Source organism: Caballeronia temeraria (genome assembly GCF_001544795.2).
GTDB lineage: Bacteria > Pseudomonadota > Gammaproteobacteria > Burkholderiales > Burkholderiaceae > Caballeronia > Caballeronia temeraria.
On the sequence record NZ_FCOI02000007.1, the window covers coordinates 138,960 to 160,820 of the forward strand.

General features: G+C 64.9%; 21 protein-coding genes and 1 pseudogene. 11 read left to right on the forward strand and 11 right to left on the reverse strand.

The annotated features are described in order from the left end of the window. The first annotated feature begins 9 nt into the window (after positions 1-9). Positions 10-1,032: a CaiB/BaiF CoA transferase family protein gene (locus AWB76_RS12965; RefSeq protein WP_082864430.1), complete on the forward strand. Its 1,023-nt coding sequence runs from the start codon at positions 10-12 to the stop codon at positions 1,030-1,032. Here the strand turns inward: AWB76_RS12965 and AWB76_RS12970 are convergent. The 3 genes from AWB76_RS12970 to alr all read right to left on the reverse strand — a co-directional run bounded on the left by AWB76_RS12970 (position 1,029) and on the right by alr (position 3,948). Beyond that, positions 1,029-1,292 (reverse strand): DUF2866 domain-containing protein, encoded by a 264-nt coding sequence (locus tag AWB76_RS12970; protein WP_061160524.1) that lies wholly within the window; start codon positions 1,290-1,292, stop codon positions 1,029-1,031. The genes AWB76_RS12965 and AWB76_RS12970 overlap by 4 nt on opposite strands. 162 nt (positions 1,293-1,454) lie before the next feature. Then, positions 1,455-2,840 (reverse strand): DNA repair protein RadA, encoded by a 1,386-nt coding sequence (radA, locus tag AWB76_RS12975; RefSeq protein ID WP_061160525.1) that lies wholly within the window; start codon positions 2,838-2,840, stop codon positions 1,455-1,457. A gap of 37 nt (positions 2,841-2,877) precedes the next feature. Then, positions 2,878-3,948 carry an alanine racemase gene (gene alr / locus AWB76_RS12980; RefSeq protein WP_061160526.1) on the reverse strand — a complete coding sequence of 357 codons (1,071 nt, stop codon included), beginning with the start codon at positions 3,946-3,948 and terminating at the stop codon, positions 2,878-2,880. Between the two features lie 281 nt (positions 3,949-4,229). Between alr and lplT the strand changes: the two genes are divergently transcribed. Genes lplT through thiD form a run of 4 tightly spaced genes read left to right on the forward strand, consistent with a single transcriptional unit; the run spans position 4,230 to position 7,857 of the window. Further along, the gene (gene lplT, locus AWB76_RS12985) at positions 4,230-5,537 is read left to right on the forward strand and encodes a lysophospholipid transporter LplT (protein ID WP_061160527.1); all 1,308 of its coding nucleotides are present in this window, start codon (positions 4,230-4,232) and stop codon (positions 5,535-5,537) included. A gap of 37 nt (positions 5,538-5,574) precedes the next feature. Then, positions 5,575-6,390: a hydroxyethylthiazole kinase gene (gene thiM / locus AWB76_RS12990; protein ID WP_061160528.1), complete on the forward strand. Its 816-nt coding sequence runs from the start codon at positions 5,575-5,577 to the stop codon at positions 6,388-6,390. Between the two features lie 2 nt (positions 6,391-6,392). Further along, positions 6,393-7,040: a thiamine phosphate synthase gene (gene thiE / locus AWB76_RS12995; protein ID WP_061160529.1), complete on the forward strand. Its 648-nt coding sequence runs from the start codon at positions 6,393-6,395 to the stop codon at positions 7,038-7,040. Positions 7,041-7,044: 4 nt separating this feature from the next. After that, complete coding sequence (gene thiD / locus AWB76_RS13000; protein WP_061160530.1) at positions 7,045-7,857, forward strand: bifunctional hydroxymethylpyrimidine kinase/phosphomethylpyrimidine kinase; 813 nt, start codon at positions 7,045-7,047, stop codon at positions 7,855-7,857. Here thiD and AWB76_RS13005 read toward each other — a convergent pair whose 3' ends face one another. From AWB76_RS13005 to tsaB, 4 genes are read right to left on the reverse strand one after another with little or no spacing between them, the layout of a single operon-like run. After that, positions 7,858-8,835: a DUF1853 family protein gene (locus AWB76_RS13005; protein WP_061160531.1), complete on the reverse strand. Its 978-nt coding sequence runs from the start codon at positions 8,833-8,835 to the stop codon at positions 7,858-7,860. Then, positions 8,835-9,758, reverse strand: a complete 924-nt coding sequence (locus AWB76_RS13010; RefSeq protein WP_061160532.1) for a uracil-DNA glycosylase — start codon at positions 9,756-9,758, stop codon at positions 8,835-8,837. Before AWB76_RS13010 ends, AWB76_RS13005 begins: the two co-directional genes overlap by 1 nt. Further along, positions 9,745-10,239: a ribosomal protein S18-alanine N-acetyltransferase gene (gene rimI / locus AWB76_RS13015; protein ID WP_061160533.1), complete on the reverse strand. Its 495-nt coding sequence runs from the start codon at positions 10,237-10,239 to the stop codon at positions 9,745-9,747. The genes AWB76_RS13010 and rimI overlap by 14 nt, the downstream gene beginning before the upstream one ends. Next, complete coding sequence (tsaB, locus tag AWB76_RS13020) at positions 10,236-11,036, reverse strand: tRNA (adenosine(37)-N6)-threonylcarbamoyltransferase complex dimerization subunit type 1 TsaB (protein WP_061160534.1); 801 nt, start codon at positions 11,034-11,036, stop codon at positions 10,236-10,238. The genes rimI and tsaB overlap by 4 nt, the downstream gene beginning before the upstream one ends. Positions 11,037-11,214: 178 nt before the next feature. On the opposite strand from tsaB, the gene AWB76_RS13025 reads away from it, so the two are divergent. From AWB76_RS13025 to aceA, 3 genes are all read left to right on the forward strand, one after another. Further along, positions 11,215-11,484 carry an acyl-CoA-binding protein gene (locus AWB76_RS13025; RefSeq protein ID WP_061160535.1) on the forward strand — a complete coding sequence of 90 codons (270 nt, stop codon included), beginning with the start codon at positions 11,215-11,217 and terminating at the stop codon, positions 11,482-11,484. Between the two features lie 468 nt (positions 11,485-11,952). Further along, positions 11,953-13,599 (forward strand): DEAD/DEAH box helicase, encoded by a 1,647-nt coding sequence (locus AWB76_RS13030; protein ID WP_061160657.1) that lies wholly within the window; start codon positions 11,953-11,955, stop codon positions 13,597-13,599. A 367-nt stretch (positions 13,600-13,966) separates the two neighbouring features. Beyond that, positions 13,967-15,274 (forward strand): isocitrate lyase, encoded by a 1,308-nt coding sequence (gene aceA / locus AWB76_RS13035; protein WP_061160536.1) that lies wholly within the window; start codon positions 13,967-13,969, stop codon positions 15,272-15,274. 122 nt (positions 15,275-15,396) lie between these two features. On the opposite strand, the gene AWB76_RS13040 is transcribed toward aceA, so the two are convergent. Together AWB76_RS13040 and AWB76_RS13045 are read right to left on the reverse strand one after the other, a co-directional pair. Continuing rightward, entirely contained in the window at positions 15,397-15,831 is a 435-nt protein-coding gene (locus AWB76_RS13040; protein WP_061160537.1) for a universal stress protein, read from the reverse strand. A 151-nt stretch (positions 15,832-15,982) separates the two neighbouring features. Next, the gene (locus tag AWB76_RS13045) at positions 15,983-16,885 is read right to left on the reverse strand and encodes a LysR family transcriptional regulator (RefSeq protein ID WP_061160538.1); all 903 of its coding nucleotides are present in this window, start codon (positions 16,883-16,885) and stop codon (positions 15,983-15,985) included. A 138-nt stretch (positions 16,886-17,023) separates the two neighbouring features. Between AWB76_RS13045 and AWB76_RS13050 the strand changes: the two are divergent. From AWB76_RS13050 to AWB76_RS13060, 3 genes and pseudogenes are all read left to right on the forward strand, one after another. Continuing rightward, positions 17,024-17,841: pseudogene (locus AWB76_RS13050) on the forward strand (haloacid dehalogenase type II). Between the two features lie 18 nt (positions 17,842-17,859). Further along, complete coding sequence (gene aceB, locus AWB76_RS13055; protein ID WP_061160539.1) at positions 17,860-19,470, forward strand: malate synthase A; 1,611 nt, start codon at positions 17,860-17,862, stop codon at positions 19,468-19,470. A 153-nt stretch (positions 19,471-19,623) separates the two neighbouring features. Beyond that, positions 19,624-19,884 carry a hypothetical protein gene (locus AWB76_RS13060; RefSeq protein WP_035503563.1) on the forward strand — a complete coding sequence of 87 codons (261 nt, stop codon included), beginning with the start codon at positions 19,624-19,626 and terminating at the stop codon, positions 19,882-19,884. Between the two features lie 15 nt (positions 19,885-19,899). Here the strand turns inward: AWB76_RS13060 and AWB76_RS13065 are convergent, their stop codons facing one another. Together AWB76_RS13065 and bamC are read right to left on the reverse strand one after the other, a co-directional pair. Beyond that, positions 19,900-20,190, reverse strand: a complete 291-nt coding sequence (locus AWB76_RS13065) for a putative quinol monooxygenase (RefSeq protein ID WP_061160540.1) — start codon at positions 20,188-20,190, stop codon at positions 19,900-19,902. A 458-nt stretch (positions 20,191-20,648) separates the two neighbouring features. Next, a complete protein-coding gene (gene bamC, locus AWB76_RS13075; protein WP_061160542.1) occupies positions 20,649-21,860 on the reverse strand; it encodes an NlpB/DapX family lipoprotein in 1,212 nt (403 codons plus the stop codon). Position 21,861 lies beyond the last annotated feature (1 nt).

The window sequence follows — 21,861 nt, forward strand, 5'->3', positions numbered from 1 at the left end:
ATCGACGACTTGACGACGCCTTCCCTCGACGGCCTGCGCGTGCTGGATCTGACGCGGCTGCTGCCCGGTCCCATCGCCACATTGCGGCTCGCCGAACTCGGCGCCGATGTGCTCAAGATCGAGCCGCCCGGCGAAGGCGACTATGCGCGCACGATGCTCCAAAGCGAGGCCGACCGGCAAAGCGGCACGCCGAGCGCGTTCTATCGCATCGTCAATCGTGGAAAGCGGCAACGCACGCTCGATCTCAAATCGAAGGAAGGCCGCGAAAAACTGATCGAGCTCGCGCGCGATGCCGACGTGCTCATCGAGAGCTTCCGCCCTTCGGTGATGGCGCGGCTCGGCGTCGGTTACGACGTGTTGCGCGGCGCGAATCCGAAGCTCGTCTATTGCGCGATCACCGGCTATGGCAGCGAAGGCCCGTTCGCCAGCAAAGCCGGTCACGATCTGAACTACCTCGCATACGCGGGCGTGCTCGATCAGCTCGCGGCGCGCGACGGCACGCCCGTCGCACCGAATTTCCAGTTGGCGGACCTGCTCGGCGGCGCGCTTTCGGCGGTCATGGAAATACTCGCGGCCGCGTGGCATGTCGCGCGCGGCGGCGAAGGACGTTGCCTGAACGTGTCGATGACGCACGCCATGCACGCGCACAACGTGATGGCGCATATCGCGCTCGCCAATGCCGACGAAGCCAGGACGCGCGCGGGCGCGGGCCTACTGAACGGCGGCGTGCCCTGCTACGACGTGTATCGCACGCGCGATGACCGCTTCGTCGCGGTCGGCGCGCTTGAGCTGAAGTTCTGGCAAACCTTGTGCGAGGCGCTCGGCCGCCCGGATTGGGCGACGCGGCACTGGAGCCTCGGACAGGCGATCGGCGGAGCGGACGCAGCGGAGTTGTCCGCGCAACTTGCCGCGCGCTTTCGCGAACGCACGCGCGACGAATGGATGGCGTTGCTGGAGCCGCTCGATTGCTGCGTCGCGCCGGTGCTCACGCCTGCGGAGGCGGCGGCGCACCCACTATTCCGAAGCTTCTAACGGCGCGGCAAGACCTGACGCGGCTGGCGCTCGTCATCGATGAGTACATGCTTGCGACCCGTCACGTGCTCGCGAATGGTCGCGACGACTTCGTCCTCGGTGATATCGGCCGCGACGACACGGCGCGAGATCTGGCCCTGCTCGTCGATCCATTCGACGATCCGGCAACCGCTGCCCCAGGGCTGCTGGAGCGGCGCGGAGACTCGGCATCCGCGCAAATGAAATGCGGGCTTCGGCCGGGTTGAATTTGAGTGTTTCAATGCGTGGTCCTCTCGATCCTTCCAGTCACGCCGCTCTTTGAACTGCCTGTAGCGGAGTTGGCCGGGTCCGTAGCCCTGTAAGGATAAGAAAACCGCGCGTCGCTTGGGTTACATTGCGCAACGAGATTTTTACGTCCCGTTACGAAGGGTCCGATCGGAAAATCATTCGAGGTCGCGAACCCGGTCGATCGCTTCTTCGATGCGATCCACCGCGACCACTTTCAGGCCATCGATCGCCTGTTTCGGCGCGTTTGCCTTCGGAATCAGCGCGACCGAAAAGCCGAGCTTCGCCGCTTCCTTCAGACGATCCTGCCCGCGCGGCGACGGCCGGATCTCGCCCGCGAGACCCACTTCGCCGAACGTGATGAGGCCCTTGGGCAGCGGCTTGTTGCGCATCGACGAGTGAATCGCCAGCAGCACGGCGAGATCGGCGGCGGGTTCGGTGATCTTCACGCCGCCGACCGCGTTCAGGAACACGTCCTGATCGAAGCACGCGATGCCCGCATGCCGATGCAGCACCGCCAGCAACAGCGCGAGCCGGTTTTGCTCCAGACCGACCGCGAGCCGGCGCGGATTGGGCACTTGCGCGGTATCAACGAGCGCCTGCACCTCGACGAGCAGCGGCCGCGAACCCTCCTGCGTCACGAGCACGCACGAACCCGCGACGCTCTGCTCGTGCTGCGACAAAAAGAGCGCCGACGGATTGGCGACGCCGCGCAAGCCCTTCTCCGTCATCGCGAAGACGCCGAGCTCGTTCACCGCGCCGAAGCGATTCTTGAACGCGCGCACGAGCCTGAACGACGAATGCGTGTCGCCCTCGAAATACAGCACCGTATCGACGATGTGCTCCAGCACGCGCGGCCCCGCGAGGCTGCCCTCTTTCGTCACGTGGCCGACCATGATGATCGAGGTGCCCGTTTGCTTCGCGATGCGCGTCAGTTGCGCCGCGCACTCGCGCACCTGCGCGACGGAGCCGGGCGCGGAGGTCAGCGCTTCGGAATAGATCGTCTGGATGGAGTCGATGACGGCGACTTCGGGACGCTGCTCGTCGATGGTCGCCTGAATCTTTTCGAGCTGGATTTCCGCGAGCAACGCGAGATCGCCCGCTGCGCTCGCACCGCCAACGAGCCCGAGCCGCTGCGCGCGCAACGCGATCTGCGCGCCGGATTCCTCCCCGCTCACGTAAAGCGCGGGCCGATCCCGGGCGATTTCAGCGAGCGATTGCAGCAGCAGCGTCGATTTGCCGATGCCCGGATCGCCGCCGATCAGCACGACGCCGCCCGGCACGAGCCCGCCGCCCAGCACGCGATCGAATTCGCCGACGCCGGTCGTGAAGCGCGGCACGTCCGATGCCTCGATGTCCGCGAGCTTGCGCACCGGCGAGCTTTTCGCGAGCGCCTGGAAGCGATGGTTCGACGCCGTCTGCGCCACCGATTCCGTCAGCGTGTTCCACGCGTTGCATGCGGCGCACTGGCCGGTCCACTTGGGCGATTCCCCGCCGCATTCGCTGCACACGTACAGCGTTTTTGCCTTCGCTACTTTTGCCACTCGAAGCCTTGCCTGATTTCTTGTCGTTATCTTGCTGTTATTCCGCGCGCACCGGCACGCGCTGCGCAATCGCGCACATGAGTTCATAGCCGATAGTGCCGGCCGAACTCGCGACATCGTCGATCGGCAGATTCGCGCCCCACAGTTCCACGCGCGAACCGATGCCCGCGCCTGGGCACGGCGTCAGATCGACGGTCAGCATGTCCATCGACACGCGGCCGACGAGCCGTGTCCTCACGCCGTCGACGATCACGGGCGTGCCTTCCGGCGCCACGCGCGGATAACCGTCCGCGTAGCCGCACGCGACCACGCCGATGCGCATCGAGGTTCCCGCTGTATACGTCGAGCCATAACCGATGCTGCTGCCCGCGTCGACGGTCTGCACGGCAATCAGCTCGGACTGGAGCGTCATCGCGGGTTTCAGACCGGTATCGGCGATATCGGCGGTCAAGCCCGACGGCGACGCGCCGTACAGCATGATGCCGGGCCGCACCCAGTCGAAATGCGCGTCCGGATGCCACAAGACCGCCGCCGAGTTCGCGAGGCTGCGCGCGCCCGCAATGCCTTCCGCGCCGCGCTCGAACGCCTGAAGCTGATGCGCGATGCCGCGCGGGGCGTCGGCATCGGAAAAATGGGTCATGAGCGTGATCTGACCGACGCCCTGCACGGCGCGCGCCCGTTCCCACGCCGCGCGGAACTTCTCGGGCGTGTAGCCCAGGCGGTTCATGCCGCTGTTCATCTTCAACTGGATGTTGATGGGCTTCGAGAGCCGCGCCATTTCCAGCATGCGCAACTGCTCGTCGCAATGCACGGCCGTGGTGAGGCTGTAGCGGTCGATCACGTCGATGTCGGTCGGCCGGAAAAAGCCTTCCAGCAAAAGAATTGGCCCCGCCCAGCCCAATTCACGCAACTTCGCGGCTTCTTCGAGGTCGAGAAGGCCAAAGCCGTCCGTTGCGCGCAATCCGGGGAACGCCCGGGCCAGCCCGTGGCCATACGCATTGGCCTTGACGACGGCCCAGATCTTGGACTTCGGCGCGTACTTGCGTGCAATGGCTAAGTTGTTGGCGAGCGCGGCGGTGTGAATTGTTGCAGAAAGGGGGCGCGGCATGAGCGTTTGGTGGAATTGCGATGAGTGCGGTCTAAAAGGCGAGCATACGCGAGCGGGACGGGTCCTGCTGCGCCGACCGGGACGCCTTGCGAATCAGTATCTTATGAGGAATCTCACGCACAGACGTGTCATTTCTGGCGCGATCGAGATTACTGCTAGTCAGAATGCGCCTATTTTCGTGTTATAAAGCCGTGCGCACAACCCATTTCGAAAGGCATAAGCCCGAGTGCACGACAGGTGCCCGGGGCGGATCACCCGCAGTGAGGAAAGCTTCGGATCAGATGAAAAAAGGTTTTTACACCATCATGGCCGCGCAGTTTTTCTCATCGCTGGCCGATAACGCTCTACTGATCGCTGCCATCGCACTGCTGAAAGATCTTCACGCCCCGAACTGGATGACGCCGCTGCTCAAGCTGTTCTTCGTCCTGTCGTATGTGATTCTCGCGGCTTTCGTCGGCGCCTTCGCGGATTCCCGGCCCAAGGGCCACGTGATGTTCGTGACCAATTCGATCAAGGTCGTGGGCTGCGTGACCATGCTCTTCGGCGCGCATCCGCTGCTCGCGTACGGCATCGTCGGCTTCGGGGCCGCCGCTTATTCGCCGGCAAAATACGGCATTCTCACCGAACTCCTGCCAGCGGACCGGCTCGTCGCCGCGAACGGCTGGATCGAAGGCACGACCGTCGGCTCGATCATCCTCGGCACCGTGATGGGCGGCGCGCTCATCAGCCCGCATATCGCGAGTCATCTGCTCTCGTTCCACATTCCGCGCATCAACACGCCCGCCGAAGCCGCGATGCTCGTCATCATGCTGATGTACGTCGTCGCCGCGATGTTCAACCTGCGCATCCCCGACACCGGCGCGCGCTATCCGAAGCAGGAAACGCGGCCGCTCAAGCTCATCACCGATTTCGCCGACTGCTTTCTCGTGCTCTGGCGCGACAAGCTCGGCCAGATCTCGCTCGCCGTCACGACGCTCTTCTGGGGCGCGGGCGCGACGCTGCAGTTCATCGTGCTCAAGTGGGCCGAAGTGTCGCTCGGCATGACGCTCTCGCAGGCCGCGATCCTGCAGGCGGTGATCGCCGTCGGCGTCGCGGCGGGCGCGGTGCTCGCGGCCGCGCGCGTGCCGCTCAAGCGCTCGCTCACGGTGCTGCCGGTCGGCATCGTCATGGGCATCGCCGTCATGCTGATGGCCTTCTACACGCGCCATCTCTTTCCCGCGCACTGGGGCATCTACTTCGGCAAGATGCACTTCCCGGGCTATCTGCTGATCGCGTATGTGTTCCTGATGATCGTGGGCGGCCTCTCGGGCTTCTTCGTCGTGCCGATGAACGCGCTGCTCCAGCATCGCGGGCACGTGCTGCTGTCGGCCGGGCACTCCATCGCCGTGCAGAATTTCAACGAGAACCTCTCGGTGCTCGTCATGCTGTGCCTCTACGCCGTGCTCGTGTGGCTCGACGTGCCGATCCAGTTCGTCATCGTGCTGTTCGGCTCGTTCGTCTGCCTGATGATGTATTTCGTGATGCGCCGGCATCAGGCCAATCAGCGCGCGTTCGATTCGGTCGCGCTGATCGGCGAAGCGCGGCACTGACGCGCCGCGCGCCTTATCGTTTCGATCGATTTCCATCATGCTCGCCGCCGATCTCTTCCCGTTCGTCACCCGCGTGCGCGAACGCGCGCCGCTCGTGCACTGCCTCACGAATCTCGTCGTCACCAACTTCACCGCGAACGTGCTGCTCGCGATCGGCGCCGCGCCCGCGATGGTCGTCGCGCGAGAAGAAGTCGGCGAATTCGCGCCCGTGGCCAACGCGCTGTCGGTCAATCTCGGTACGCTCGACGTGCCGCAGAGCCGCGCGATCCGCGCCGCCGTCGATGCCGCCAACGGCGCGGGAACGCCCTGGGTGCTCGATCCGGTCGCGGTCGGCCCGCTCGCGTTTCGCACCGAATTCGCGCTCGATCTGCTCGATGCGAAACCCGCGGTGATTCGCGGCAACGCGTCGGAGATCATCAGTTTGTCGGGAGGCGCGGCGAGCGGACGCGGCGTCGACAGCACCGCCGCCACCGATGCCGCGCTCGACGCCGCGCAGGTGCTTGCGCTGAAGACGCAGGCGGTGGTCGCCGTCACGGGCGGGACCGATTACGTGACCGATGGCCGCCGCGTGATCGCGCTGTCGAACGGTTCGCCGCTGATGACGCGCGTGACGGGCGTCGGCTGCGCGCTGTCCGCGACGGTGGCGGCGTTCGTCGGCGCGGCGTCCGATCGTGACGAATTCTGGGCCGCGACCGTTGCCGCCATCGCGTATTCGACCATCGCGGGCGAGCTCGCCGCGCGCGACGCCGCCCTGCCCGGCAGCTTCGCGGTCGCGTATCTGGACCGGCTCGCGTCGCTCGACGACGATGCGTTCGGCAAGACGCTCGTGCAACGCGACATCGTCGCCGGCTGATCATGCGTGCTTCGTTCGATCTCTCGCTCTATCTCGTCCTCGATCCGGTGCAGTGCGGCGGCCACGACGCGGCGGTTCGCGTCGCGCGCGCGGCGCTCGAAGGCGGCGTGACTATCGTGCAATTGCGCGCGCCCGAGTGGCACAAGCGCGCGTGGCTCGATCTCGCGCGCGAATTGCTGCCGATCACGCGCGCGCACGGCGTGCCGTTCATCGTCAACGATCATGTCGATGTCGCGCTGGCCGTGGGCGCGGACGGCGTGCATATCGGCCAGCGCGATCTGCCCGCCGATGTCGCGCGGCAACTGCTCGGGCCGGATGCGCTGATCGGGCTGTCGGTATCGAATCCCGATGAAACCGCCGGTGCGGAGACACTCGCGGGCGTCATCGACTATCTTGGCGCGGGGCCGGTGTACGCTACGCCGACCAAGACCGATGCCTCCCCGCCGTGCGGCATCGACGGTCTCGCTGAAATCTGCGCCGCTGCCCGCCTGCCGACGGTCGCGATCGGCGGCATCCAGGCGCACAACGCCGCCGACGTCATGCGCGGCAAACCCGCCGGTCTCGCCGTCGTGTCCGCGATCTGCAAGGCGGCCGATCCGCGCGAGGCGGCCTCGGCGCTTGCCGCGACCATCGCCCAGTCACGCATCTAAGCTCATGGCAACCACGAAACCCATTCCCAACGTCCTCACGATCGCCGGCTCCGACTCGGGCGGCGGCGCGGGCATTCAGGCCGACCTGAAAGCGTTTTCGGCGCTCGGCGCGTACGGCGCGAGCGTCATCACGGCGCTCACTGCGCAGAACACGCGCGGCGTGACGGCGGTTCACGCGCCGGAGCCCGCGTTCATCACGGCGCAGCTCGACGCCGTGTTCGACGATATTCGTATCGATGCCGTGAAGATCGGCATGCTGGCGAACGCGGGCATCGTGCGCGCGGTCGCCGACGCGCTCGGGCGTTATCGGCCGCAGCATGTCGTGCTCGACACCGTGATGATCTCGAAGAGTCATCACGCCTTGCTCGCGCCGGAAGCGGTCGCCGCGCTGCGCGACGAACTGCTGCCGCTCGCGACGCTCGTCACGCCGAACCTGCCGGAAGCGGCGGCGCTGCTCGGCACCGAAAGCGCTGCCGACGAAGACGCGATGGTCCGCCAGGGCGAAGCATTGCGCGCGCTCGGTGCGCAAGCGGTGCTGATGAAAGGCGGCCATCTCGCCTCGAACGACAGTCCGGACTGGCTCATCGAAGCAGGCGGCGCGCTCCGGCTCGGCGGCGCGCGCGTGCCGCTCAAGAACACGCACGGCACGGGCTGCACGCTGTCGTCGGCGATCGCGGCGCTGATTCCGCAAACCGGCGATCTCGCGAGCGCCACCGCCGAAGCGAAGCGCTATCTCACCGGCGCGATCGAAGCGAGCGTGCGGCTCGAAGTCGGCCACGGCGTCGGGCCGGTGCATCATTTCTATCGCTGGTGGTGATCAGTCCGCCGATGCGGCGAACTCGCGCGCCCGCGCGGGCCAGTCGTCCGGCACGATGAAACCGCGCGATTCCTCGATCCATTGCCCCGCTTCGTCGCGCATGTAAGCGGCGATCATCGTCGGGGCGATCGTGGCTTCGAGACGCGAGCGGATCGCATCCGATTCGGCGATCAGCGTGCCGGCGGCGCTTGCATCGAGGCGTCGCGACGCGAGCCACGCCATGCGCGGCTGCACGACCCACGCGCGTTCATCGCCGGATGCATGCGCGCGCGCCTCGCGCCATTCCGATGCCGTCAGCCACCATCCGCGCAGATGATGCGCGCCGATTTCCGGCGCGGGCACGACCGCGTCGCCGTCGAGTCCGTGATAGAAAAGCCTGCCCTTGATGAAAAGCTGCGCCTGCCACGGCCCGTCGAAACCGAGCAACGCGAACTCGGCGCGCCCGGTCAGCGCCAGTTGATGCGTCATGAGCCGCTCGTGCTTGATATCGAAGCGATCCTGCAGATTCGGCCCGACATAGTTCGACAGACGCGCCGTGCGCGCGGCATCGTCATCGCCGATATGGAGATAGAACTTCACCGCCAGCTCCCAGTGGAGCCGCGCGCCATCGGCCGATTCGAGCAGAAAGTCGCATTCGCCGATGGTCCGCCGCTGCCGCCGCAACGGCACGTTCGCCGCGATGAGGCGCGCCGCCGGTCCGTGCGCGAGGAAAAAGCGGATGAGGCTCTCGGCGTAAATGCCGAGGCGAGTGAATTTGGGATCGCGCGCGTGATCGTGAAGCGGCTGCGGCGCGGCGTCGAGCGCCTTGAGCCACGCGAGCGTCGCGTCGCGCTCTTCCTTCGACGCGAACGGATGCGCGAGCGCGGCGTCCCCTTCGCGCAGCAGATCGGGCGCGAAGAGCAGCCAGGCGAGATCGCGAACCGTGACGTCGTCGAAACCATCGACGAGGTGCGTGAGCGCGCTCGCCTGGGCCGTCATCAGACGCCGCCCTTCTCTGCTCCTTGCTCGACGCCGAGCGCGGCGAGCGCCTCGCGATACGTATTGCGCGCGAGACAGAGATCCGCCCACGCCTTCGACTTGTCCTGCAAGCTGCGCAACAGATAAGCCGGGTGATACGTGACGATCACCGGCACGCCGCGATACTCGTGCACGCGCCCGCGCATCGACGCGATGCTGGCCTCGTTCTTGAGCAGGCTTTGCGCGGCGAAGCGGCCCATCGCGACGATGACCTTTGGCTTCACGAGCTCGACCTGCCGTTGCAGATACGGCTCGCAGCGCGCGACTTCATCGAGTTCGGGATTGCGGTTGCCGGGCGGGCGGCACTTGATCACGTTCGCGATATAGACGTTCGACTGCCGCGACAGCGTGAGCGCGCGCAGCATGTTGTCGAGCAGCTTGCCCGCCTGGCCGACAAACGGCTCGCCCTGCTTGTCCTCGTTCTCGCCCGGCGCTTCGCCGATCAGCATCCAGTCCGCTTCGCGATCGCCGACGCCGAAGACCGTGTTCGTGCGGCGTTCGCACAGGCGGCATTGCTCGCAGTTCGCGACGCGCCCGGCGAGTGCGTCCCAGTCGAGCGTGTGGACGTCGCTCGGCGCTTCGGCGATGACGGGTTCGACGTGGATGGGCGCGTCGTCGGTCCAGGGGAGATCGTCGTAGGCGTCGAGGGGTGGCACGTCGGAATCGGGCTGAACGGGCTTCGGCTCCTGCCGGATTTCGACGGACGCGGGCGCTTCCACCGCCTGTGCATCGGGTGTCGGCTCTTGCCGCACGGCTTCCATCACCGGTGCGACGGGCGGGCTTTCTTCCTCGATCGCCGGCACGGTCGACACGGGCGCAAGACCGCGCCGGACCCACACCGGACCGATGCCCAACTCCTCGATCAACATTTCATCGAGCGCCATGCGCACTCTCCTCCGTGAACGACAGACGCATGACGATTGCGTCCTCGCGCGAGCGATGCCGCGCGGGGTAATAGTTCTTGCGGCGCCCAATGGCGGCGAAGCCGAACCGCTCGTAAAGCTGGATCGCGCGCGGATTGGACGGCCGCACTTCGAGCAGCACGCCATCGAGCTTTTCCGCGCGCGTGATGCGCACGGCTTCGCGCAACAGTGTGAGACCCGCGCCCGCGCCCTGGGCCGCCGGCGCGACGCACAGGTTGAGCAAATGCATTTCGTCGACGACGGGCATCAGCACGCAATAGCCGATCAGCGTGCCGGTCACATGGCGCAGGCACACGCCGAAATAGCCATTGCGCAGCGAATCCTGGAAATTGCCGCGGCTCCACGGGAACTCGTAGGCAAGCTTTTCGACCGCGGCGACTTCGTCGAGATCCGCTTCGGTCATCGGCGTGAGATACCGATCAGCCAGCAGCACGCCGCTCACCGAAGCGCCTCCTCGCGGGCTTGCATGCGCTCGGCCGTGGTCTGGGCGACCTTGTCTCGCACATACTCCGGCGCGGCGAGTTCGGGCGCGATCGTGCGGCCCGCGCGCCATTCGTGCAAGCCGATGAGCGCAACCGGCAGCGCATGCGGCAACGCTTCGCGATCGACATGCGCCGCGGCCGCGAGCGCCGGCAGACGGTCGCCGAACGCGGCGGCGGCGTTGCCGGCGAGCGTGAACGGCACGTCCGGCAAGGGCAGCGCGCCGGGCGCATCGAGCGCGGCCGGATGCAGCGTGCGCCATTCGCCGGTGGCGGCATCGAATTCGAAGTCGGCCCAGTAGACCTCGTCCATCCGGGCATCGAGCGCGGCGAGCACGCGCGGCGGCATCGACGGATCGTTCAGACGCGCGCCCTGCGCGCATGCGAGCAGCGTGCTCACGGGCACGACCGGCACGCCCAGGCCGAACGCCAGCCCTTGCGCGACGCCTGTTGCCGTGCGCAAGCCCGTGAACGAGCCGGGGCCGGCGCCGAACGCGATTCCCGAGCAATCGGCGAGCGCGAGACCGGCGTCGGCGAAAAGTTCGCGCACGGCGGGCAAAAGACGCGTGCTGGAAACGGCGCCGGTCGCCTCGTGGCGGAACCAGACGCGCGTGTCGCCGCTCGCGTATTGCGGCGCGGCGGCGTTCGAATCGGCGGCGGATGGGGATGCGGATGCGGATGCGGCGGTATCGGCGAGCAGCAGCGCGACGGAGCAAAACTCTGTCGAGGTGTCGAGGGCGAGCAAAACGGTGCGTGTCATAGCCGGTATTGTAATGCGGGACATGCGCCGGATTCGCGTCATCGACGAGACACGATCGCTCGAGTTCACGCGCGCAAAGCGTCTCGAAGACGTCCTCGGTTGGAGGAAAGCCTCGACAGGCCGGGCGCGCCGCGCTTGCTAAGATCGTCCGGTCCATCTCGATACCAACGGAGAACGCATGACCGACATCGACCAGCAGTTCGCCCAGGCCCAGTCCGACGTGACCGAGTTGCCCGAGCGCCCCGGCAATCTCACGCTCCTGCGCCTATATGCGCTTTTCAAGCAGGCGAGCATCGGCGACGTGCAAGGCGACAAGCCGGGCTTCACGGACATCGCCGGAAAGTACAAATACGAAGCGTGGGCCGCGCTGCAAGGCACGCCCGCCGACGACGCGAAAGCGCGCTATGTCGAGCTCGTCGACTCGCTCAAGCGGGGCGAAGCGGCCTGAGGCCTTCATGTGAACCGGAGCGCGCCATCCGATGCCCGAAGATAGCGCGCTCACGCGCCAAAATGTGGCGCAGTGCAGCAAACTCAGATATACTAGCGGCTAGCGCTCGATTGCGGGTCGCATGCCAGTGGTCAAAACCCGGCAAGCCTCGCGCAGCAAGGCGCTTCGTAGCGTTTCGCCCCAATCCAGTTTAGAAACTGTCCCCTCCCTGCTAGGCCGTTGCGCGGTTGTTATGTGCGCAGTATGTTCCGCGGCCCGTCATGCATCAGGCTGACGTCAGCGCCCCGTCGTTCTTTTTGGAACGTCGAGCCTGCCGAATCCGATACAGCTTCTAACAAAGATACTCGCCGCCGTTCGCGCGAGTAGCCTACGTTTTTCGATTTGCTCGCTGTTTCTTCGCTCGCTGAATCCAACGACCTGGGTATGCCGATTGGCGCCGACGCCTTATTCCTCGTTTCAAGGATCGACATGACTTCGAGCTTCACCGCTACCCCGTTGGACAACCTCGCAGCAAACATCGGCATCACCCCCACGGCCGACACCCCGGCCATCGACGCACCCGCCGACAAGCCCGCCGGCCCCACTTTCGAATCGCTCGGCCTTTGCGCCGAAATCGTGTCCGCGCTGACCGCCGCGGGCTATCAGTCGCCCACGCCCGTGCAGCAGCGCGCCATTCCGGCTGCGCTCGCCGGCCGCGACCTGCTCGTCTCCAGCCCGACCGGTTCGGGCAAGACGGCGGCGTTCATGCTGCCCGCCATCGAGAAATTCTCGCAACTGCAGAAGCTGGAAGCGCAACAGCCGCGCGCGCCGCGTGATGCGAACGCGCAGCGTGGCCGCCGTCCGCAGCCGATCGCCCGTCCGAAGCTGCTCGTGCTCACGCCGACGCGCGAACTCGCGATGCAGGTTTCCACCGCCGCGACCACGTACGGCAAGCACCTGCGCCGTCTGCGCACCGTCAGCATTCTCGGCGGCGTCGCGTACGGTCAGCAGTTGATGCTTCTCGCGAAGAACCCCGAAATCCTCGTCGCGACGCCGGGCCGTCTGATCGACCATCTGGAACGCGGCCGCATCGATCTGTCGGAACTGGACATGCTCGTGCTCGACGAAGCCGACCGCATGCTCGACATGGGCTTCATCGAAGACATCGAGAAGATCGTCGACGCAACGCCCTCCTCGCGCCAGACGCTGCTCTTCTCCGCGACCATCGACGGCAAGATCACGTCGCTGACCGGCCGCCTGCTCAAGGACCCGGAGCGCATCGAGATCGTGCAGAAGCTCGAAGCGAAGAGCAACATCGCGCAGACCGTGCATTACGTGGATGACCGCGATCACAAGGATCGTCTGCTCGACCATCTGCTGCGCGTCGACGGACTCGATCAGGCGATCGTTTTCACGGCGACGAAGAGCGACGCCGATCTCATCGCCAACCGTCTCGCCGACGCGGGCTTCGAGTCCGCCGCGCTGCACGGCGATCTGCCGCAAGGCGCGCGTAACCGCACGATCCGCGCATTGCGCGAGCGCCGTGTGCGCGTGCTGGTCGCGACCGACGTCGCCGCGCGCGGCATCGACATTCCGGGCATCACGCACGTCTTCAACTATGACCTGCCGAAGTTCGCGGAAGACTACGTGCACCGTATCGGCCGTACCGGCCGTGCAGGCCGCAGCGGCACGGCGGTGAGCCTCGTGCATTACGCCGAAATGGGCGCGCTGAAGCGCATCGAGCGTTTCGTGCGTGCGCCGCTGCCGGTGAACGTCGTCGCGGGCTTCGAGCCGCGCAAGGCGCCGCCCAAGGGCGGTTTCGGCGGCGGCCGTGGCCGTCCGGGCGGCGGTAACGGCGGTGGCCGTCGCTTCGGCGGCAATGGCGGCGGCAGCAGCAGCGGTCGCAGCTTCGGTCCGGGCAATGCCAGCGGCTACGGCAACAAGTCGAACGCAGGTGCGCGCGAAGGCGGCTTCGGCGGCGGCGGCTATCGCGGTGGTAACAGCGACGGCGGCTATCGCGGTGGCAACAGCGATGGCGGCTATCGTGGCGGCAACCGCGAAGGCGGTTACGGCTCGCGCGACGGCTATAGCGCACGCCGCAACGACGGTCCGCGCGCCCCGCGCCGCGGCAGTTAAGCAGCCTGCACGAAGCGGTTCAACGCCGCTTCGCTGTCACAGAAAGAAAACCGATGCCTCGCGCATCGGTTTTTTTTCGTCCCGACTCCATATTTCACGATGCGCAATGGCCTTTTGCGTCGCAAAAGCGGTGCTGCGCCGCACAAAGTCTCCTGTTGCAACATGGAAAAAGGCATTCCACATTACGATACTCAACCCCTATCTCATTGAATTCACGCGATAAAAATAATCGCGAAATCTTGCCCGAAGGGCTGTTTCGCGAATCCGCCTTTCCCTAGACTCTTATATAAGAGTTGCGCAAAAGCAGACCACCGAATGCGGCGCATCGGAGCTCAAGCCGTTCAGACCACATCTCAGGGAGAAGCCTATGACTTCACGTCAACAACAAGCCCAGGAACTCCAGCAGCAATGGGAAACCGATCCGCGCTGGAAGGGCATCAAGCGCGGCTATTCGGCCGACGACGTCGTGCGTCTGCGCGGCTCGGTGCAGCCCGAGCACACGCTCGCGCGGCGCGGCGCAGAGCGGCTGTGGGCCTCGATCAATGACGAGCCGTTCGTCAATGCGCTCGGCGCGCTGACCGGCAATCAGGCGATGCAGCAGGTCAAGGCCGGCCTCAAGGCGATTTATCTGTCGGGCTGGCAAGTGGCGGGCGACGCCAACGTCGCGGGCGAAATGTATCCGGATCAGTCGCTGTATCCGGCGAACTCGGTGCCGCTCGTCGTGAAGCGCATCAACAACACGCTCACGCGCGCCGACCAGATTCAATGGTCGGAAGGCAAGAATCCGGGCGATGACGGCTATATCGACTACTTCGCGCCGATCGTGGCCGATGCCGAAGCCGGTTTCGGCGGCGTGCTCAACGCGTTCGAGCTGATGAAAGCGATGATCGAAGCCGGCGCCGCGGGCGTGCACTTCGAGGATCAGCTCGCGTCGGTCAAGAAGTGCGGTCACATGGGCGGCAAAGTGCTCGTGCCGACGCGCGAGAACGTCGCGAAGCTGTCGGCCGCGCGGCTGGCGGCGGACGTGTGCGGCGTACCGACGCTGCTCATCGCCCGCACGGATGCCGAAGCCGCCGATCTCGTCACATCCGACATCGACGACAACGACAAGCCGTTCCTCACCGGCGAGCGCACCGTGGAAGGCTTCTTCCGCACGAAGCCGGGTCTCGAGCAGGCGGTGTCGCGCGGCCTCGCCTACGCGCCCTACGCCGATCTCGTGTGGTGCGAAACCGGCAAGCCGGATCTCCAGTACGCGAAGAAGTTCGCCGAGGCGATTCACAAGGCCTTCCCGGGCAAGATGCTGTCGTACAACTGCTCGCCGTCTTTCAACTGGAAGAAGAATCTGGACGACGCGACCATCGCCAAATTTCAGCGCGAGCTGGGCGCGATGGGCTACAAGTTCCAGTTCATCACACTGGCCGGCTTCCACGCGCTGAACTACTCGATGTTCAACCTCGCGCACGGCTACGCCCGCTCGCAGATGAGCGCGTTCGTCGAATTGCAGCAGGCCGAATTCGCCGCCGCCGACAAAGGCTTCACGGCGGTCAAGCATCAGCGCGAAGTGGGCACGGGTTACTTCGACGCGGTCACGCAGACGGTCGAAAAGGACGCATCGACGACCGCGCTGCACGGCTCGACCGAAGACGAGCAGTTCTTCGACAAGAAGGTCGCGTAATACCGCTTTAGCGCAGGTGAATCAGGGAGCGTGGTGAAAAGAAGCGGCGGCCGCGGCGCATGCATGACGCGCCGCGGCCGCTGCTCAAACGAAAGCGCATGACGTGCGCTTCCGTTTGGGCATCAACGGTAGACGATCACCGGAATCTTCGTATGCGTCAGCACGCGCTGCGTTTCGCTGCCGATTAGCAGGCTGCCGAGACCGCGCCGTCCGTGCGATGCCATCAGGATCACGTCGCAGCCATTTTGCTCGGCCGCCTCGATGATGCCGATATACGGCGCGGCATCGATACTCGTCACGCTCGAGCAAGGCACGCCGGCGCTCTCGGCGGCGCGCTCGACGGCGCGCAGGTGTTCGCGGGCTTCGTTCTCGGCGCGGGCGTGAAAGTCGTCGGGCGGCTCGACGGCGACATCGGCGAAAGGCGAATACGGATACTGAGGCAGGCACGCGTATGCCGTGATGCGCGCGCCGACGGACTGCGCGAGATCGATCGCGCCGTCGATGGCCTTTTGCGATAGCTCGGAGCCGTCGGTCGGCACGAGGATATGTTTGAACATGGCGTCCTCACCGTGATGTGATGGTGCGTGATTCCATTGTAGTAACGGGGACGGAGGCAGAGCAATTTCGATTCATCCGCGCGGCGATCCGGCGCTCTTCCCGCGCGTAGGATTCCGAAATTTTCACGGCTCCGCCCGATCAGCCTCGCAGTCAGCCCCAATATCCCGTCGCGTTATACGTATGCTTGAGCAGATCGAGAAACAATCGCACGCGCAACGGCAAATGCCGCCGCTGCGGAAACACGGCGTGAATGCCGATCGGCGGCGCGGCGAACGCATCGAGCACGCTCACGAGGCGGCCCGCGTCGATGTCGTCGCCGACTTCCCACCAGGAGCGCCACGCGAGGCCGCGGCCTTCGAGACACCATTCGTGCAGCACGGCGCCGTCCGAGCATTCCATCGTGCCGGAGACCTTGATCGTCACGACCTTGCCGTCCTGCTCGAAGACCCAGCCGCGCTGCTGATTCGCCGAGGCCCCGAGCGCGAGGCAATTGTGATGCGCGAGCGCGGCGAGATCGGCGGGTTCGCCGCGCTTGTCCAGATAGTCCGGCGACGCGACGCACACGCGCCGGTTCTCTCCGAGCTTCAGCGACACGAGCGACGAATCCGGCAGCTCGCCGAGACGCACGGCGCAATCGAAGCCCTCGTTGACGAGATCGACCATGCGATCCGTCAGATCGAGACTCACGGACACATCCGGATGCAACGTGGTGAATTTCGGCACGAGCGGCGCAACGTGAAGCCGCCCGAAACCCGCCGGCGCCGACACGCGCAAATGCCCGCTCGCCTTCACGCCGCCCGCCGACACGCTCGCCTCCGCGTTCTGCATGTCGTTGATGATGCGCTGGCAGTCCTCGAGAAACGCCGAGCCTTCGAACGTCAGCGTGATCCTGCGGGTCGTGCGCACGAGCAGTTTCACGCCGAGCCGCTCTTCGAGCGCGTCCAGCCTGCGTCCGATGACCGCCGGCGCGATGCCTTCCGCCTGCGCCGCCGCCGAGAGGCTGCCCTTCGCCGCGACCGAGGCGAAAGTTTCAATCTGCTTGAATCGATCCATGCGTGTTCGTCGTCAATATCGCTACTAAGGCACAGATTAGGTAAGTAAAAGTAAAAGATCAAGTGATGCTGCGGTGCTTTTTCCATCACTTAGATCACGAATACAATCGGTCCCGACCTCTAAACGGAGCGCAAGGCTATGTCGGCCATAACGACACACGCATCGTCCATCGAATTGTCCAGGCTTCCCCGCGCAGTCATCTTCGACGCTTACGGCACGCTCTTCGACGTCCATTCGGTCGTCGCGGCGGCCGAGCAGCTTTTTCCCGGCCACGGCGACGCGCTCTCGAAGCTCTGGCGCCGCAAGCAGATCAATACACGCAGTTGCGCTCGCTCGCCGATCCGTCGGGCGCGCATTACGAGCCGTTCTGGACAATCACGATCGATGCGCTGCGCCACGCAGCCGCGCGCCTGAAACTCGCCGACGCGCTCACGAGCGCCGCCGAGAAGCGCCTGATGGACGAATACGCGTGCCTTTCCGCGTTTCCCGACACGTTGCCCGCGCTCAGATCGTTGCGCGATGCCCTCGGCGTTCCCCTCGCGATTCTGTCGAACGGCAATCCGCCGATGCTCGACATCGCCGTGAAAAGCGCCGGCATGACTGGGCTTTTCGATCATGTGCTGTCCGTCGATGCCGCGCGCGCCTACAAGCCCGCGCCCGCCGCCTACGCGCTCGGCACGCATGCCTTCGACGCCGCCGCGCGCGACATCGTGTTCGCATCGAGCAACGGCTGGAACGTGGCCGGCGCAACGTGGTTCGGCTACACGACTTTCTGGATCAACCGCGCCGCGCTGCCGCTCGAGGAACTCGGCGTCGCGCCGCACGGCAGCGGCCGCGGCATGGCCGATCTCATCGCTTTCATCGAAGACGGCGCGGCGCGCAGCCGCAAGACAGGCAGCGCGCGCGCCGGCCGCCGTTTCATCGCTTCAAGCAAAACCACTAGCAAAACCGTCTGACCGACCAAGGAGAAAACCATGACGCATCCATCGAATCCGCTTTCGCTTCCGAAAGGCATGGCAATCTCGGCCGACTTCAAGCCCGGCTACGAGACCATCCTGACGCCCGAAGCGCTCGCGTTCGTCGCGTCGCTGCATCGCCAGTTCGAGCCGCGCCGCCAGCAACTGCTCGGCGCGCGCGTCGAGCGCACGAAGCGCCTCGACGCGGGCGAGCGCCCGAACTTTCTCGAAGAAACGAAATCGATCCGCGATGGCGACTGGAAAGTCGCGCCGCTGCCGAAAGATCTGCAATGCCGCCGTGTCGAGATCACCGGTCCTGTCGAGCGCAAGATGATCATCAACGCGCTCAACTCCGGCGCGGATTCGTACATGACGGACTTCGAGGATTCGAACGCGCCGAACTGGGACAACCAGATCGTCGGCCAGATGAACCTGAAGGAAGCCGTGCGCCGCACGATTTCGCTCGAGCAAAACGGCAAGTCGTACACGCTCAACGACAAGATCGCGACGCTGATCGTGCGTCCGCGCGGCTGGCATCTCGATGAAAAGCACGTCACCGTCGATGGTCAGCGCGTGTCCGGCGGCGTCTTCGACTTCGCGCTCTTCCTGTTCCACAACGCGAAGGAGCTGATCGCACGCGGCAGCGGCCCGTACTTCTATCTGCCGAAGATGGAAAGCCATCTCGAAGCGCGTCTGTGGAACGACATCTTCGTCGCGGCGCAGGAAGGCGTGGGCATTCCGCGCGGCACGATTCGCGCGACGGTGCTCGTCGAAACGATTCTCGCCGCGTTCGAGATGGACGAAATCCTGTACGAGCTGCGCGAACATAGCTCGGGCCTCAACGCGGGCCGCTGGGACTACATTTTCTCGGCGATCAAGAAGTTCAAGAACGACACGGACTTCTGTCTCGCCGACCGCGCGAAGATCACGATGACCTCGCCTTTCATGCGCGCCTACGCGCTCGAACTGCTGAAGACCTGCCACAAGCGCAACGCGCCGGCGATCGGCGGCATGTCCGCTTTGATTCCGATCAAGAACGATCCGGCCGCGAACGACCGCGCGATGGGCGGCGTGCGTTCCGACAAGGCGCGCGACGCCGGCGACGGCTACGACGGCGGCTGGGTCGCGCATCCGGGCCTCGTGCCGCTCGCGATGGAAGAGTTCGTGAAGGTGCTCGGCGACAAGCCGAACCAGATCGAAAAGCAGCGCACCGACGTGCAGGTGACCGCGCACGATCTGCTCGATTTCCGTCCGGAAGAGCCGATCACCGAAGCGGGTCTGCGCAACAATGTGAACGTCGGCGTCCACTATCTCGGTTCGTGGCTCGCGGGCAATGGCTGCGTGCCGATCCACAATCTGATGGAAGACGCGGCGACCGCCGAAATCTCGCGCTCGCAGGTGTGGCAATGGATCCGCTCGCCGAAGGGCAAGCTCGACGATGGCCGCAAGGTCACGGCCGCGATGGTGCGCGACATCACCATCGACGAACTGGAGAAGGTGAAGCAGGCCATCGGCGCATCGGGCGCGGATACGAAGCCGTATGAACGCGCGGCGAAAATCTTCGAGGACATGTCGACATCGGCGCAATTCACCGAGTTTCTGACGCTGCCGCTGTACGAGGAAATCTGATCGTTTCGCTTCGGTTCACGCACCACGAAAAAACGGCCTGCAGGCCGTTTTTTCGTCTGGCGCGCCTCATGGATCGCGCACGGCGTGTGCTACATTGCGCATCGTCTTTTCAACGATTCAACCGTGGAGCGCACTCAGCGTGCGAACGACAGCATGAGCAATATCCAGCTCGATATCGAATGGACCGAAGCGGCATCGCGCAAGATCGAAAAACTGATGCCGCGCAACGTGAACAAGGACTCGTATCTGGCGCTGCCGCCCGTCGAATGCCTGCCGATGGAAGGCGACGTGCTCTTTCTCGGACCGTCCGGCAAGCAGCAGCCGTTTATCGTCGCGGAGCGCCAGTATCACCATGACGGCGACGCCGACTGGACCATCATCCTGATCCTCGACGTCCCGCACGAAACGCACTAAAGACGGTTTCGACCGTCAGAGAATCTTGCTCGCGACACGGACCTCGCCGTGCTCGCACAAGTCCGGCGACCTGGCGCGAAACGCCTGAATATGCGCTGTTTCGCCGTGCTTCGCGAGCGCGGCCTCGCTTTCCCAGCGTTCGACGAAGATAAAGCGCCGCGGCTCCTTGATGTCGCGGTGCAAGTCGTATTGCAACGCACCCGCTTCCTTGCGCGTCGGCTCGACGTTCGCTTCCAGCACTTGCCTCAGTTCCTCTTCCTTGCCCGGCTTGGCGACAAAAATAGCGACGACCGCAACTTCCGACATGAACGTTCTCCTGTTTTCACTGAAACGATGAAAGCAGGAGCATAACCGTGCATCGCCCATATCGCCGAAACGCCGATGAGCGGGCCAAAGAAAAAGCCCGCGTTCCAAGCGAAACGCGGGCAAAAACCGTCGCCCTACGAGGATAGGCGACGGGGCCATCGGGGTTCGCGCGTGGCGAACCAATCGTCTGTTTAACCGGTGCAACGAGCCGGATGAGCGCGCTTTGAAGAACTTCGGGCGGGTGAATTTCGCCATTGATGCAATGTACTGTTTGCGCGCCCATTTCTATAAGCTTTTGCGCACATTTCCCGATCGAAAGAATTGTCTGCGCAATTCTTACTCATGGCTCGCATTTCCGTGCACGCTGAAAAAATCGTTTGCGAGGCATCATGCGCGCGACGGCATAAAAAAACCGCCTCGCGTAGGAGGCGGTTTCTGCGGGATCGGCTCGAAGAAAATCAGCTGATCTGGTCGGCGAGCAGCGCCATGATCTGGCGCGCTTGCGGCGAGGAATCGACCGCGCCCTTGTCGTCGACGATCGCGATGCGCGTCTGCTGCTCGGTCACTGCGCGCACGTTGATCTGATACTGCTTCGCCTTCATTTCCTTGCGGCCATGAAATACCTGGCTCCAGAAACCCTGTTCCGCCGACGACTTGTCCGTCGGATCGACGTAGCGCACGTAGTAGACGCCCTTGTTGCGGTCGCGGTCGTCCACCGTGAAGTTGGCGCGATCGAGCGCATTGCCTACGCGCAGCCAGGCGCGGTCGTAGGCTTCGGGCAAGGTCAGTTCCGACGACGAGGCTTCGGGCACGACTTCGTTGCGGATCGGCGTATTGCCCGCGTTCACGACGTTCTGCGCCGCAACCGATGCCGCCTTCGGATCGCCGCCCTTCGCGGCTTGCGCGCCCGCAGCTCCGGCGGCAGCCGGGGCATCGAGCGGCGTGGCGCCACCGGACGCACTGCGCTGATCTGCCTGCGCGAGCGAGGACATCAGGCGCTTCAGGTATTCGTTCTCGAGCGCCGGATCGTTCGGGCGCGCCTGCCACTGGCTCGTGTCGTTGTTCACGCCGGTCAGCGCCTCGCGCATGCCCTTCTGGCTGATGAACACGTACGTGCCGCCGCTCGGCGCCTTTTCGAGACGCGTGCGGTATTTGTTGCGCTCGGCGGTCACATATGAGTTGCCGGTCGCCTTGGCGAGCGTGTCGCGGATCAGGCCGTCGGAAATCTGCGGATGGGTTTCGTTCCAGTCCGTTTCCATCACGCCCTTGTCGCGCTGATCGACGACGAGCAGAAAGCCCTGTTCCTGCCAGAAGCGGCGAATCTGCGGCCACACCTGATCGGGCGTCTTGCCGTCGACGACGAGCCAGCGCTCGGTGCCGTCGCGCTGAATGCGCATGCCCGACACCGGCGGAACCACCGTGGGTGCGTTCGGTGCGACTTTCTGGATCTGCTGCAGATCGGACAGCGATGCCTGACCGCCCTGCGGCGGCAGCGAACGCTGGTCGGCCGCTTCGTCGAGCAGGTTCGGCGGAACGGCGAGAGACACCTGTTTCGAACGCTGATCGCTCTTGTAGTTGAACGCATTGGGATTGGTGGAACCACATCCCGCCACGATTCCGGCCACCGCGAAAAGCGCAGCCATCCGCTTCGTTACACGAAAATCTGTCATT